Below are 15,383 nucleotides of genomic sequence, written 5' to 3'. Positions count from 1 at the left end.
TACAAAGACCCATGGGATTTCAAACTTTCTTCATCAATTCTTCGAGCTTCACGGCGTCGGCGCAAAACGCGCGGATGCCTTCTGCCAGTTTCTCGGTGGCCATGGCGTCTTCGTTCAGGGCCAGACGGAAAGAAGCTTCGTCATAGCTCACAGCAGGCAAGTCCATCGCCTGGGCTGCAGCGTCATCCAGGGCCAGGCTCAACGGCGCTTCGGTCGCGGCCAATTGCGCCAGCAACTCAGGGCTGATGGTCAACAAATCGCAACCGGCCAATGCGGTAATTTGGCCGATGTTGCGGAACGACGCGCCCATCACCTCGGTGGCAATGCCGTGCTTTTTGTAATGGTTGAAGATGGCCCGCACCGACTGCACGCCGGGGTCGTTGGCACCCGACTTTGCGGCTTCATCCCACGCTGCACCTTCGGACTTTTTGTACCAGTCGTAAATGCGGCCCACAAAAGGCGAAATCAGCTGCACCTTGGCCTGGCCACACGCCACCGCCTGGCAAAACGCGAACAACAGCGTCAGGTTGCAGCGGATGCCCTCGCGCTCCAACTCTGCCGCTGCCTGAATGCCTTCCCAAGTCGAAGCGATCTTGATCAGCACGCGCTCGCGGGCAATGCCCTGCGCCTCATACAAGGCCATGATGCGGCGCGCACGCGCCACGGTGGCGGCTGCATCAAAGCTCAATCGGGCATCCACCTCGGTCGACACGCGGCCTGGAATGGTCTTCAAAATCTCGCAGCCAAAACGCACCAGCAAATGGTCCATGACCACATCCAGCGGCTGCCCCCCATGAGCGGCCACGGTCTCGGACAACAAAGGGGCGTATTCGGGCTTTTGCACAGCCTTCAGAATCAACGAAGGATTGGTCGTCGCATCTTGCGGCTGGAACTGAGCCAGTTGCTTGAAGTCGCCGGTATCGGCCACCACGGTGGTGAATTGTTTGAGTGCGTTGAGTTGGTTCATGAAGGATCGTGGGTCGGTGCGCTTTGACAGGCTCAGCGCGAACGGGTTGCGGAAGAGTTCAAAGGACAAGGCCTATTTTTGAAACTTGGCTTGAATTATCCGTGAAACAAAGTTACATTACAAATCAATTTTTCATGTAACCCAAGAACATCATGGCTTTTGATCTGGTCTTTTTCGGCGGCACCGGTGACCTCGTGTGGCGCAAACTCATGCCCGCCCTGTTTCAGGCCTACCGCCACGACACGCTGCCCGAAGGCGGCCGCATCATCGGCGTCGGCCGCGACGACCTGAGCGACGAGCAATACCGCCAGCAAATCCAGTCGCGCTTTGAGCAAGTCGAAGGCGACAAGCGCCCCAACAGCGAAGAATTTGCCCGCTTTGCCAGCCTGCTGTGCTACGTGCGCATGGACCTGTCCAAACCCGAAGCCTACGCGGCCCTCACCAGTCGCTTGGCCGAACGCGACACCGACCATGTGGTCATGTACCTGTCCACCGCACCCAGCCTGTTCACCACCGTGTGCGAGCAACTTGCTGCCAACGGACTGAACACGCCCAAGACCCGCATCGTTCTGGAGAAACCACTGGGCCACGACCTGGCCTCCAACCGCGCCATCAACGAGGCCGTGGGCAAAGTCTTCAAAGAGCAGCAAATCTTCCGCATCGACCACTACCTGGGCAAGCCCGCAGTACAAAACCTGTTTGCCATGCGCTTTGGCAACGCCTTGTTTGAGCCCCTCTGGCGCCGCGAGCACATCGCCAACATCCAGATCACCATGGCCGAAGAGTTGGGTGTGGAAAAGCGCGGCGGCTTTTACGAAACCACGGGCGCCCTGCGCGACATGGTGCAAAACCATGCATTGCAACTGCTGTGCGCCATCGCCATGGAGCCGCCCATCAACGCGCATGCCGATGCCATCCGCGACGAAAAACTCAAGGTGCTGCGCGCCTTGAAACGCTGGACCCCCGAAACGCTCAGCCAACACGTCATCCGCGGCCAATACAGCGCGGGCAGCGTCGAAGGCAAGGCCGTGCCCGGCTACCGCGAAGAGCCAGGCGTCAACCCCCAAAGCACCACTGAAACCTTTGTGGCCCTGCGCACCGAAATCTCCAACTGGCGCTGGGCGGGCGTGCCGTTCTACATCCGCACCGGCAAACGCATGGCCTCGCGCGAAGCGCACATCGAAATCAACTTCCGCCCCACACCGCACGAAATCTTCAAAAGCCCGGTGGGCCAGGTCAACAAGTTGGTGATCCACCTGCAACCCAAAGACGGGCTCGAGTTGCACCTGTTTGCCCAGGGCCAAAGCAAGCGTGGCCAAGGCAGCGGCGGCCAGACCCTGAGCCCCGTGCACCTGGACCTGGACTTTGACAAACGCTTTGGCAACCAGCGCGTGGGCGCCTATGAACGCTTGCTGCTCGACGTGCTCGATGGCCGCCTGAACCTGTTCGTGCGCAGCGACGAACAAGAAGAAGCCTGGCGCTGGGTCGAACCCATCCTGCGCCACTGGAGCACCGACACCATCGGCCCCCGCCCCTACGCCGCAGGCACCTGGGGACCCAGCGCATCGAGCGCCATGATTGCGCGCGACGGGTTTTGCTGGTCTGAGGAAATTTGAGAATGCCGAATTAAAAAGCACCCCATGTCGGACTCTCCGAGTACCGTCCTGCGAAGACTTCCCTTCTAGGTCGGCACTCAAACAGTCCGACATTCCCAAGCACCCCGTAGGTCGGCACTCGAAGAGTCCGACAATTGCCTGAAAAAAACCCAAAGAGACACGCCATGCTCGAACGAATCAAAGCCTCCCTGCCCTCCTTGGCCCCGGCCGAGCAACGTGTGGGCAAGCTCGTGCTGGCCGACCCCAGGGCGTTTGCCAACCTGCCCGTGACCGAACTGGCCGATCGCTCGCATGTGAGCAAACCCACCGTCGTGCGTTTTTGTCGCAGCATGGGCTACGACGGCCTGTCCGACTTCAAACTCAAACTCGCAGGCAGCGTGAGTGAAGGCGTGCCCTTCATCCACCGCAGCGTCGATGTGGACGACAAAACCAGCGACATCGCCGTCAAGGTCATCGACAACACGGTGGCGGCCTTCCTCAAATACCGCAACGACGCCAGCTCCTTTGCGCTGGAACACGCCGCCCAGGCCCTGGCCTCTACCCAAAAGACCAACCGCCGCATCGAGTTTTACGGCGTGGGCAACTCCGGCATCGTGGCGCAAGATGCGCAACACAAATTCTTCCGCCTGGGTGTGAATGCCATTGCCTACAGCGACGGCCACATGCAAGTCATGAGCGCCTCCATGCTCAAGCCTGGCGACTGCGCCGTCATCATCTCCAACTCGGGCCGCACCCGCGACCTGATGGACGCCTGCGACATCGCTAAAAAACAAGGCGCCACCACCATCGTCATCACCGCCAGCGGCTCGCCCCTGGCCAGCGCCGGGCACATCCACCTCACGGCCGACCACCCCGAGGGCTACGACAAATACAGCCCCATGGTCTCGCGCCTTTTGCACCTGCTCATCATCGACATCCTCGCCACCACCGTGGCCCTGCGCATCGGCGAAGAACTGCAACCCACACTGCGCGACATGAAAAACAACCTGCGCAACAAGCGCTACACATAAAGCCCCCTGCCCCCGTAGGTCGGCGGTCGAAGACCCCGACACAGCGCCTTTGCTGACACCCGAAACGTCGGACTCTGCGAGTACCGACCTACTAGACCACCGCCCCGTAGGTCGGCGGCCGAAGACCCCGACATAGCGCCTTCGCCGACACCCAAAACGTCGGACTCTGCGAGTACCGACCTACAAGACCACCGCCCCGTAGGTCGGCGGTCGAAGACCCCGACAAATGCCGATCACCCCTCTGGTGCTCGGGGGCAAAAGACCCCGACGTTAATGGGTCAAACCGGCCATGTACGCTCAAAGCTTGCCGTCGGGCGCCAAGCACAACTCAATGCCATCGTCACCACTCTCCTTGCACTCACACTGCTGCAAGTTCTCAGGTGAACAAGCCTGCGACGGCAAGGCTGGGGTGCCCGTTGGCGCTTTACTGCCAGCACCTGAATCCACGCCACCCGCAATGGCAGCACCCACACCACGCGCGGTAGAGAAGCCCGACAAGTTCAAACGTCTGATGGGCATCGATGTGCGGGCCAAGGCCAAATCCAAATCCACTACCACGTTGCTGTTTGTCACGATAGCCGGATTGATCCTCAGCGCCGCATTGGTGTAGGCAATTTTGTAGTTGCTCAACACCGTGGCCGCATTGGCCGGAGCCGCCGTCAGGTTGGAGTTGTATGTACCTGCCGCCAAGCCCGTGGCCACACCCGACACCGTCACATCCTCACCCGCCACAAAGCCCGATTTGGTTGCTGGCGACTGCGTTTGCTGCGTGCCATTGGCCTGCACCGTGGTGGCCGTGCCCGTCACGGCAGCGTCCTTGGGTGTGATCTTGCCTTGGCCAGTCACCGAAGTCGGCAAGTTGTAGTTGTTCAGATCCGTACCGGTTGCTGCTGCAAAGTTGCCAGCCGCCAAATTGGCCGTGACGCTGCTCGCACCCAGCACATTCTTGTCGTTGTACAAAGCAACTGTTTGATGAACGCTGGCGGTTTCGGTCTGGCCCGCCACGGTCACACCTTTGACGGTGAAGGCGCTGGGGACCAGCGTGGCGGCTGTTGTGCCGTCGTAGGTCTTGGTTTGATCGGCCAGGGTAACTGTGAGGTTGGCTTTGGTCAACGCCACGGTGTTGTTATCGCTGCGCACCGCAGTGAATTTGTAGTTGCTGGCTTTGCCTGTGCCGTCCGTCAAGGCAACTGACTCCACATGGTTGGTGCTGTTGTCTTTGACGTCCTTGCTGTTGATCGAGGCACTGCTGTAGCTCAGGGTCTCAGTCCCCACGCCTGTGGCAATGGCCAGCTGAATCCCCGTGAGGGTCTTGCTGCCGTCATAGGTCTTGGCTGCAGACAAGGCCACTTCTTTTTGTGCAACGAACAAGGCGCCATCAACTTTGCTGATGGCGTAGTTGCCGTTGACGTAGGCGCTGTCGTTGACCGTTGTGGCTGTCGTGCCCGCATCGGTGCGTTTGCCGCCTGCACTGATGCTGGCCAAATCAACGGCTGCTGTGTCAGTGCCTTTGAGGCTACCGCTGGTGATCGAATAACCACTCACGCTTTGCTCTGCACCGTTGTAGACCTTGGAGCGGTCGCTGTTGGCGGTGAGCGTCAAGTTGGCTTTGGTCAACGCCACGGTGTTGTTATCGCTGCGCACCGCAGTGAATTTGTAGTTGCTGGCTTTGCCTGTGCCGTCCGTCAAGGCAACTGCATCCACATAGTTGGTGCTGTTGTCTTTGACATCCTTGCTGTTGATCGAGGCACTGCTGAAGCCCAGGGTCTCAGTGCCCACGCCTGTGGCGATGGCCAGCTGAGTGCCCGTCAAGGTCTTGCTGCCGTCATAGGTCTTGGCCGTTGCCAAGGCCACTTCTTTGGGGGCAACATACAAAGAGCCATCAACTTTGCTGATGGCGTAGTTGCCGTTTGTATAGGCGCTGTCGTTGACTGTTGTGGCTGTCGTGCCCGCATCGGTGCGTTTGCCGCCTGCAGTGATGCTGGCCAAATCAACGGCTGCTGTGTCAGTGCCTTTGAGGCTACCGCTGGTGATCGAATAACCACTCACGCTTTGCTCTGCACCGTTGTAGACCTTGGAGCGGTCGCTGTTGGCGGTGAGCGTCAAGTTGGCTTTGGTCAACACCACCGTGTTGTTATCGCTGCGCGCCGCAGTGAACGTGTAGTTACTGGCTTTGCCCGTGCCGTCCGTCAAGGCAACTGACTCCACATGGTTGGTGCTGTTGTCTTTAACGTCCTTGCTGTTGATCGCGGCACTGCTGTAGCTCAGGGTCTCAGCGCCCACGCCTGTGGCGATGGCCAGCTGAGTCCCCGTGAGGGTCTTGCTGCCGTCATAGGTCTTGGCTGCAGACAAGGCCACTTCTTTTTGTGCAACGAACAAGGCGCCATCAACTTTACTGATGGCGTAGTTGCCGTTGACGTAGGCGCTGTCGTTGACTGTGGTCGCTGTCGTGCCCGCATCGGTGCGTTTGCCGCCTGCAGTGATGCTGGCCAAATCAACGGCTGCTGTGTCAGTGCCTTTGAGGCTACCGCTGGTGATCGAATAACCACTCACGCTTTGCTCTGCACCGTTGTAGACCTTGGAGCGGTCGCTGTTGGCGGTGAGCGTCAAGTTGGCTTTGGTCAACACCACCGTGTTGTTATCGCTGCGCGCCGCAGTGAACGTGTAGTTACTGGCTTTGCCCGTGCCGTCCGTCAAGGCAACTGACTCCACATGGTTGGTGCTGTTGTCTTTAACGTCCTTGCTGTTGATCGCGGCACTGCTGTAGCTCAGGGTCTCAGCGCCCACGCCTGTGGCGATGGCCAGCTGAGTCCCCGTGAGGGTCTTGCTGCCGTCATAGGTCTTGGCTGCAGACAAGGCCACTTCTTTTTGTGCAACGAACAAGGCGCCATCAACTTTACTGATGGCGTAGTTGCCGTTGACGTAGGCGCTGTCGTTGACTGTGGTCGCTGTCGTGCCCGCATCGGTGCGTTTGCCGCCTGCACTGATGCTGGCCAAATCAACGGCTGCTGTGTCAGTGCCTTTGAGGCTACCGCTGGTGATCGCAAAACCACTCACGCTTTGCTCTGCACCGTTGTAGACCTTGGAGCGGTCGCTGTTGGCGGTGAGCGTCAAGTTGGCTTGGCTCAACGCCACGGTGTTGCCCGCGCTGCGCGCCGCAGTGAACGTGTAGTTGCTGGCTTTGCCCGTGCCGTCCGTCAAGGCAACCGCATTCACATAGTTGGTGTTGTTGTCTTTGACGTCCTTGCTGTTGATCGAGGCGCTGTTGTAGCCCAGGGTCTCAGTGCCCACGCCTGTGGCAATGGCCAGCTGCGTCCCCGTGAGGGTCTTGCCACCGTCATAGATCTTGGCAGCAGACAAGGCCACTTCTTTGGGGGCAACATACAAAGAGCCATCGACTTTGCTGATGGCGTAGTTGCCGTTAACGTAGGCGCTATCGTTGACTGTGGTCGCCGTCGTGCCCGCATCGGTGCGCTTGCCGCCTGCAGTGATGCTGGCCAAATCAACGGCTGCTGTGTCAGTGCCTTTGAGGCTACCGCTGGTGATCGAATAACCACTCACGCTTTGCTCTGCACCGTTGTAGACCTTGGAGCGGTCGCTGTTGGCGGTGAGCGTCAAGTTGGCTTTGGTCAACGCCACTGAATTGTTATCGCTGCGCGCCGCATTGAACTTGTAGTTGCTGGCTTTGCCCGTGCCGTCCGTCAAGGCAACTGCATCCACATAGTTGGTGTTGTTGTCTTTGACGTCCTTGCTGTTGATCGTGGCACTGCTGAAGCCCAGGGTCTCAGTGCCCACGCCTGTGGCAATGGCCAGCTGAATCCCCGTGAGGGTCTTGCTGCCGTCATAGGTCTTGGCCGCAGACAGGGCGACTTCTTTTTGGGCAACATACAAGGCGCCATCAACTTTGCTGATGGCGTAGTTGCCGTTGACGTAGGCGCTGTCGTTGACTGTGGTCGCCGTCGTGCCCGCATCGGTGCGTTTGCCGCCTGCAGTGATGGCAGCCAAATCAACGGCTGCTGTGTCAGTGCCTTTGAGGCTACCGCTGGTGATCGAATAACCACTCACGCTTTGCTCTGCACCGTTGTAGACCTTGGAGCTGTCGCTGTTGGCGGTGAGCGTCAAGTTGGCTTTGGTCAACGCCACTGAATTGTTATCGCTGCGCGCCGCAGTGAACTTGTAGTTGCTGGCTTTGCCCGTGCCGTCCGTCAAGGCAACCGCATTCACATAGTTGGTGTTGTTGTCTTTGACGTCCTTGCTGTTGATCGTGGCACTGCTGAAGCCCAGGGTCTCAGTGCCCACGCCTGTGGTGATGGCCAGCTGCGTCCCCGTCAGGGTCTTGCTGCCGTCATAGGTCTTGGCCGCAGACAGGGCGACTTCTTTTTGGGCAACATACAAGGCGCCATCAACTTTGCTGATGGCGTAGTTGCCGTTTGTATAGGCGCTGTCGTTGACTGTGGTCGCCGTCGTGCCCGCATCGGTGCGCTTGCCGCCTGCAGTGATGGCAGCCAAATCAACGGCTGCTGTGTCAGTGCCTTTGAGGCTACCGCTGGTGATCGAATAACCACTCACGCTTTGCTCTGCACCGTTGTAGACCTTGGAGCGGTCGCTGTTGGCGGTGAGCGTCAAGTTGGCTTTGGTGATCTTGCCTGTACCTGTCACCGTTTGCGTGGCGTTGGTATTGGACAAGGTGTAGTTGTTCAAGTCCAGGTTATTGGCTGTAGAGACCACATCGCTTGCCCGCACTGTGGTGCTCGCCGTTTTGGCATCCACAACGTTCTTGCTGTTGTAGCTGCCGCTTACTGCCTTGAACGAGGCCGATTCGGTTTGACCGCTAACGGTCACGCCGTTGGCACTGACTTGACCTGCCGCAATCGCTGCATCGACGGAGCCGTCGTAGACCTTGGACTGATCTGCAAGTGCCAAGGTCAATGTGGCTTTACCAATAGTTCCTGAAGCAGTTTGCTTAACAAGCGCATAGTTGCCACTCATGTCAACGTTGTTGCCGTCAACAATGGTCACGGTGTCGTTCACCTGCAAGGTGCTTCCACCTGTGCCTGCAACGTTCTTGCCCGTGTATGACTGGCTCGCCGTCACGCTGTCTGTTGCCACCTTGTTGCTCACAGTCACACTCTTGCTTGAAGCAGTCGTGCCGTCATAGGTCTTGCTGTCCGTTACCGCTGCCAAGGTCAGATCACGCTTATTGATGGTCACCGTGGATTGAGCTGTATCGATCACATAGTTGGAGGCCTGTCCGTCAATGCTACTTGTGCCGTTACCACTTTTGCTACCCAAATCCAGCGAACCCTTGCCACTCAGTTGACGCGTCCGCACCGCACCATTGCTGTCAGTGATGACGTTCTTGCTGGCAATCAGGCCCGAACCAGAGAGGTCCAATACTTCAGTCTTGCCGTTGACGCTTACGCCTGTGGCCACTACCAAATCAGCAGCCGCTACAGCGGTCGTGCCGTCATAGGCTCGCGTGCCCGTCAGGTTCACCGTTTTAGCACTGATCGTGCCATCACCCGTTGCCTGCGCTTGCTGCACCAAGGTGTAGTTGCTGGCGTCATCTGCACCCATGGACACCGCCCTGCTCAAGGCCTTGCCGGTGAAGGTGACTTTGTTGCCTGTTGCCGCCACATTTTTGCTGTCGTATGTGCCAACCGCCGCACCTGTCAACGAGACGTTGTCGCCCGCAACAAGTTTGTTGTCATTGGCAACACTCGAGCCAGCTGCCACTGTCGAGAAGCTGGAGCTGTCAGTCACTGATGCAAGCTTGGTGCCGTCATATGTTTTGTTGTTAACGCTGAGACCGCCAACTGTGAGGGTCTTCTTCTCCACCACCACATGAGCACTGGTCGCACCCAAGCTCACGTTATACGTGCTCCCAGAAGCAACGGTATACCCATACCCCGTCGCATAGGCTTTGAGATTGTTGGAGCTGCTGTAGTTATTGGCATCAAACGCCGTCGTTGGGGCAATACTCAATGCGTCAATCAAGTCGGCCGTTTTGATTTTGACGGTTGAGGCTGCACCGGAAGCAGATTTACTGATGGTGTTTAACGATGCACTGGAATTCGTCGATTTCATTTGGCTGCGGACGTCCGCAGTCAAACGTCCATCAGTCACATAGTCATTCATGACGTCGCCATAAGTTTTATTGACTGTGCTGGCACCCAAATTCACATTGCCTAAATTGATGGCTTCACGGAAGAACACTTGGGCGGTGCCGCCACCATTGGCATCCGCAATGGCTGCTTCATTGTTAGTGGTGTAAGTCACATGCGAAATGGTGTTCGCTTTTTCGCCTGCTGCGCTGCCAAAACTTGAAAGATTCAAGTCGCTCAGATTGTTGGTGAGATTGCTCAACAACCCTGTCCCAGCCACTGACCCTGTGTAGATGTAAGTTTTGCCAGCTCCCGAATTCGTCGCCGTGATGCCTGTTGTGGTCTGCACATCTCCACCCGTGTCATCGCCCGCCAATTTGGAAACACCCGCGCCCAACACCACATCACCCGATCCTGTGTTGCTGATGGCTTTCGTGATCGTGATGTCACCGGTTTGTGTGGTGATGGATGCACCGGCAGCGGTTGTGATGCCAGAAACAGCGGTCGAGACAGGTGTAGTCAAGCCCAGAACATTGACTTCGCCAATTTCCAGCGCACTGGCATTGGCAAACACCACTTTACTGCCCACTGCAGCCAATTTGCCCACTGCGTTTGATGTTTCGCCCAACATGAAATTGGCTGATGTACTTAAACCCTTCAACTGAAGTTCAGCCGCTTTGATGGCTGCGCCAGGGGCTTGTTTCACGTTGCCACCTGCCTGGAGGGACAGTTTTTTATTGGCCTCAACCGCAGGCGTTGATGGGTCATCACCCACCGTCACCGCAGCCTTGAGCTCGATGTTTCCGCCTGTTTGCAAGGTGACGTTGCCGACGGTGGCATGGGTTGTGGTGGCTTGTGAGACGGTGATGCCACCGGTGTTGCTGGCGTCCCCGATGATCAGGTTGCCTGCGGTGATGCGGTTGAGTTCGGCGTTGGACAGCCCAAGGGTTCGTGAACCCGGGGTTGATGAGCCTGCATCACCTGTATTGGAATTACCCGCATTGATGTCAATCTTGACGGCAGCCGAGTCTGTTTTGATGGTGACTGTGCCTGTAGGTTCTGCCGTGGTTGAGGCTCCTGCCTTGATTGAGGCATTTGCTGTATCAATGCTCAGCGTATCCGTCTTGATGTTCACATCACTTTTGGCCACCAAATTGGCACCGAGAACCAATTGCAAGGCGACCGATGTTGTCCCCTGTGTGGAGGTGGTGATGTCGACTTGGCCTTTGGTCGCCTGCACCGTTTTATTGAAATACGCCACGGCGTTGTTATTACCAGCGTCGGTGTTTTCACCTTTGATCACAACATTTTGATCGGCAGTGATCTCCCCTTGCAAGCTCAGCGCAGAGGCGGTTTGTAGTGCACCGGTGCTGGTGCCAGTGATGTTGACATCGCCGCCTGTGGCTTTGATGGCGGAATAAGTTTGCACCGCGTTGCCATTGACTGATCTACCGGTCAACGTGACTTTTTTCCCTTGAACTGTCTTGTTCGCGGGATACAAAAATACGCCATGTTGTTGAGGTGCAGTGGCTGTGGATATGCCTTCGATGGTCACATCGTTGGTGGCATCAATAGGAACCGCAGTGCTGGTGTTCACATTAACACCCAAGCCCCCCGCTGAAGTGCCCTGAAGTTTGATGTCGCCTGATTTGACTGTGCCTGAACCAGCGCCCAGCGTCACAGATGTCGCTGCAATCGAACCCGTTCCAGTCATGCTGATACCTGCGCCAGACCCAGTGCTGATGCCTGTCATTTCTACAGAGCTACCCGAAATGGTGCCTGTGTTGTGGATACCTGCGCCTGTACCAGTACCTGAGGTGCCAGTGATCGTCACTTTGCCCAGGGCAACTCCAGTCGTTTCGTTGTTCGTAGCTTTCAATGTATAGCCATTGATCTTGACACCTACGCCATCAATCGCTGAATTAGACCCAACAAGTGTGATGTTGCCTGTTGATAAGTTGATGCCACGATCAACAATCAGCCCACCTGCGGTGATGTCGGCATTCACGTTGCCGTAGCCTTCAATCGTATTCGCAATGGTGGTGGTGACATTGCGTTTGTAATTCAGATTGGCACCATTGGCCAAGGTCACGGCACCGGTGCCCAATGAGCCTGTGCCTCCACCATTACCAACTTGCAAAGTACCCCCGTTGACGTTGGTAGTGGTGTAGGTGTTGGTACCCGTCAGAACTTGCGTACCTGAGCCCGTTTTAGCAAATGTGCCACCTGTTGTGACGCCTGAATTTGCAGAGATTACGCCACTGAAAGTGGCCGTGTTGGAGGTTGTGTTGTAAGTACCCGCAGCCGTGTTGTTAACGCCTGTCGTGATGCCGCCGAAGCTGGTCGAGCCCAGACCCAAAGCGCCTAAGCCCGTTAATGCATCCACCCGGACATTGGCTTCTGCAGTTGAGAAAAATGCGCCATTTTCAATGTTCAAGCTTGACTTGTTCAAGCTCCAATCACCCGCATTGGAAGAGCTCGCGGTGACGCTACCGGCCTGCACATCCAACAAAGAGCCTGCGTCCAATTGAAACTTGGTGGCATTGGTGCCACCTGAGCCCCAGGTCAAAGTGCCGCCGCCTGTTTTGGTGACCTTGCCAGTGCCCGTGAATGTCGTTGCATTGCCGTTGGAGCTGGCATTGGTTGGAAGGTTGAAATCCAATGTGGCGCCAGATGCGATGTTGAAACCACTGGACGAATACAAAGAGCCCACAGTGGTACTTGCTGCATAAGTGGCTAAAGCTGCTGTCAAAGACAAGGTGCCTGCGTTGACCGCCGTTGCGCCGGTGTAGGTGTTGTTAGCCTTCAGTGTGGTTTTGCCCGTGCCCATTTTGAGCAGCGCGCCTGAACCGCTGATCACCCCAGAGATCGTGCCCGCCGCTGGCGTGGTCACAGTGAGTTGCGTTCCCACTTGGATGTTGCCTGCGGCCACCAAAGAAGTGCCGGAGCCCGAGCCGCCAGTAGTCAATGTGCTGGCTTGTGTGGAAGACAACGTAGCTGCCGCATGGCTGATGTTGATGGCTGCACCGGATGTGCCGGTGTTTTCGCCGTTGATGGTGATGTTGGCTGCCGTCAAAGCAGCTGCAGCGCTGATTTCGACACCACTGCCCGAAGTGCCTACGCCATAGAGGTTGATGTTGCCCGTGGCGGTGATGGCGCGCGCATCATTGATTGTGATGCCTGAATTCGCTGAGGTGGATTTCCCCGAGCCCTTGGTGATCGCGCCGCTCGTTGTGTCAATGTTGCCACCGGTGTTGTCAATGCTGATGTTTCTGCCGCTGATGGTGGTGGGTGTCGCGCTGTTGGGAACACTGTCATTCAGAAGAATACCCCCTTGGTTGGCTTGAATCTTGACATCACCTGATGTAGACACCAAAGAGCTTGCACCGCCTTGGTAGCTTATTTGTGTTTGCCCTGAAGGGACTTGACCTTTTTCAGAATAAATATGGATGGCATTGACACTTGCGTTTTGAGTGCTGGCGTTGACAGAAACACTGCCCGAGCCTGTTGTTTTTGCTTGCACGCCAAACAAACGAACAGCCGCTGCTGTGTTGCTTGCAGAGGTGTTTGTTCCGCTCAGTGCAATCGATCCTCCAGCGGTGTAGCTGTTGACATATTTCTGCCAGTTTGTCGTTGCATAGTACAAGCCCGAACCTGTGCCTGTGCCGTTGGTCGTTCCTGTGATGGCTATATTTCCTGCTGCTTCAATGATGTTGCCCGCGTAGTTACCAATGAAGCTGTAAAAGCCCGATGAATTCAGGCCAGATGTGGTGCCATTGATCGTGACATCCTTTCCCACCAACTTCATGTTGTAGAAGTTGTTGCTTGTGGAATTGTTGAAAACGCCGTGATTGCCGTTGGACATACCGGTGATCAAAATATCACCTGAGGTGCCTGCATCAATGAGCGTGTTGTTCAATGACACACCATACCCAGTACCCGAAGTCGATGTGCCATCGACTGTGACAGCACCTTTGGTGGTGATGCTTGCACCACCGCCAAACTGAACACCTGCGCCACCTCCCGTATTTTTGCTGGTGCCTGTCACCGTCACTGCGCCATTGGTGTTGATGGTGCTGTTGAGCACGATGCCTCGGCTGCTGGCACTTGCGGCAGTGTTGCCCTGGTAGTTGCCGTTGGCCGTCATGGTGACGTTGACCAGCTTGGTGCTGGCGGCATTCGTGGTGATGGATGCACCCGAATTTTGTGTGATGCCGTTGTCAGCGATCAGGCTCAAGGTGGCGTCTGTCGCGCCCGTGTTGTTGAAAGCCAGCGCTGTTGCAATGGTGATGTTGCCTGCCCCTGTAGCACCTGCTGTGGTGTTGCTGGTTTTAATCGTCACATTCGTGCCGCCATTGATGGCGGATTCGATGGTGGACTTCAACACTTCGCTGCTAGCCACTGCTGTGTTGTCTTCATAAGTGGTCGTGCCCGATGCGGTGCTGGATGCGGTATCAGCTGTGGCCGTTCCTGTTGCAACAATGGTGATGTCCGTCGGGTCCAGCAACCACTCTTTGGCTTTGACCGAAATGCCTTCTGTTTTCAAGTAATGACCCGAAGTCTCAACAAATCCGCCCTTGCTCTGCAACTGCGCCCCACTCACATCCGTGCTCTTGGCCAACACGCCTGTTACTTCATCACGCCCTATGACGATGTCGCCACCCTTGTTGCCTGCTGCAGTGCTGTTGGCAGTGATGCTGCCGTCCACCTTGATGCGGCCGCCGTCCGCCAGCAAATGCACCGCACCGCCTTGGGCGCCTGATGTGTCGATACCGCCGGACTGCATCACGCTGGCGATGGCGCTGCCCACTGCCGCAGCTTGCATGTAGACCTGACCGCCTTCGCTGACGATGCTGCCGCCCCTTTGGTTGGCCACGGCGGCGTTGATGGCCGAGGGGGTCAACTCCATCTTGATGCGGCTGCTGCCGTACAGGGGCAAGGTGATCATCTCTGCCGCGCCCAAAGCGACATTGCCTTGCGGGGCCACGATCTTGCCTTCGTTGCTGACGCTGGCGCCCAAAAGGGCCACGTAACCGCCCGGGGCTGCCGTGAGGGTGCCTTGGTTGATCACCTGGCCAGTGGCGCCGTCGCGGGTGAAGCGGTTGCGCCCAGCCATGAAGTCGGCGTCGGTGGTGTTGAGGGTGCTGGCCGTCAAGCCTGCGGCGCTGACGGAGCCATCTTTGCCAAAAGTCACGCCGTTGGGGTTGACCAGAACCACTTGGCCGTTGGCGGTCATCTGGCCAAAGATCTGGCTGGGTGCCACGCCGGTCACGCGGTTAAGCATCACGGCCTGGGCGTTGGGCTGCACGATGTTGACCTTGGCATCTTTGCCAATGTCAAAGCTTTGCCAGTTGACCACGGCGCGGGCCGTGCTTTGGTTGATGGCCATGTTGGCGCCGCTTTGGCTGATGGCCGCTGCGCCTTGGGCCACTTGGCCGCCGGTGGGCAAGGCATTGTTGGCCGGGGCTGCCCAGGCCATCGAGACCAGCGCAAAGCTCAGAGTCAGGACGCCGATGTAGAAGACGCTGGCGTGTGAAAAGCCATTGACAAAGACCGCTCCTGTAAATTGTCCAGTGGCCTTGCCCTGGCTGGCAGCGTGCTCGCCAACGGCCACGAGGGCACCCAGGCGTTTGGAGAAGATGGTTTTATAGCAAAGTTTGTTCATAGGCTTAACTACAGAAGTTAA

The 15,383-nt window shown here is 57.2% G+C and carries 4 protein-coding genes; 2 read left to right on the top strand and 2 right to left on the bottom strand.

Translation table 11 applies throughout. The annotated features are described in order from the left end of the window. Nucleotides 1-19 precede the first annotated feature (19 nt). A complete protein-coding gene (gene tal, locus B9Z51_RS05100) occupies nt 20-967 on the bottom strand; it encodes a transaldolase (protein WP_108372765.1) in 948 nt (315 codons plus the stop codon). 152 nt (nt 968-1,119) lie between these two features. On the opposite strand from tal, the gene zwf reads away from it, so the two are divergent. Then, entirely contained in the window at nt 1,120-2,583 is a 1,464-nt protein-coding gene (gene zwf / locus B9Z51_RS05095; protein ID WP_108372320.1) for a glucose-6-phosphate dehydrogenase, read from the top strand. Nucleotides 2,584-2,747: 164 nt separating this feature from the next. Continuing rightward, the gene (locus B9Z51_RS05090; RefSeq protein WP_108326489.1) at nt 2,748-3,593 is read left to right on the top strand and encodes a MurR/RpiR family transcriptional regulator; all 846 of its coding nucleotides are present in this window, start codon (nt 2,748-2,750) and stop codon (nt 3,591-3,593) included. A gap of 297 nt (nt 3,594-3,890) precedes the next feature. Here the strand turns inward: B9Z51_RS05090 and B9Z51_RS05085 are convergent, their stop codons facing one another. Beyond that, nucleotides 3,891-15,362 (bottom strand): filamentous hemagglutinin N-terminal domain-containing protein, encoded by an 11,472-nt coding sequence (locus tag B9Z51_RS05085; protein WP_108372318.1) that lies wholly within the window; start codon nt 15,360-15,362, stop codon nt 3,891-3,893. Nucleotides 15,363-15,383: the final 21 nt, after the last annotated feature.

The sequence above is a fragment of the Limnohabitans sp. T6-5 genome (genome assembly GCF_003063315.1).
Classification (GTDB): domain Bacteria; phylum Pseudomonadota; class Gammaproteobacteria; order Burkholderiales; family Burkholderiaceae_C; genus Limnohabitans_A.
Note: the sequence above shows the minus strand (reverse complement) of the source record. Positions and strands in the feature narration are given on the sequence as shown.

Excerpts from the sequence above, each read along its gene's own strand:
- tal (WP_108372765.1), bottom strand. The coding sequence starts at position 967 with ATGAACCAACTCAACGCACTCAAACAATTCACCACCGTGGTGGCCGAT.
- B9Z51_RS05090 (WP_108326489.1), top strand. The coding sequence starts at position 2,748 with ATGCTCGAACGAATCAAAGCCTCCCTGCCCTCCTTGGCCCCGGCCGAG.
- zwf (WP_108372320.1), top strand. The coding sequence starts at position 1,120 with ATGGCTTTTGATCTGGTCTTTTTCGGCGGCACCGGTGACCTCGTGTGG.
- B9Z51_RS05085 (WP_108372318.1), bottom strand. The coding sequence starts at position 15,362 with ATGAACAAACTTTGCTATAAAACCATCTTCTCCAAACGCCTGGGTGCC.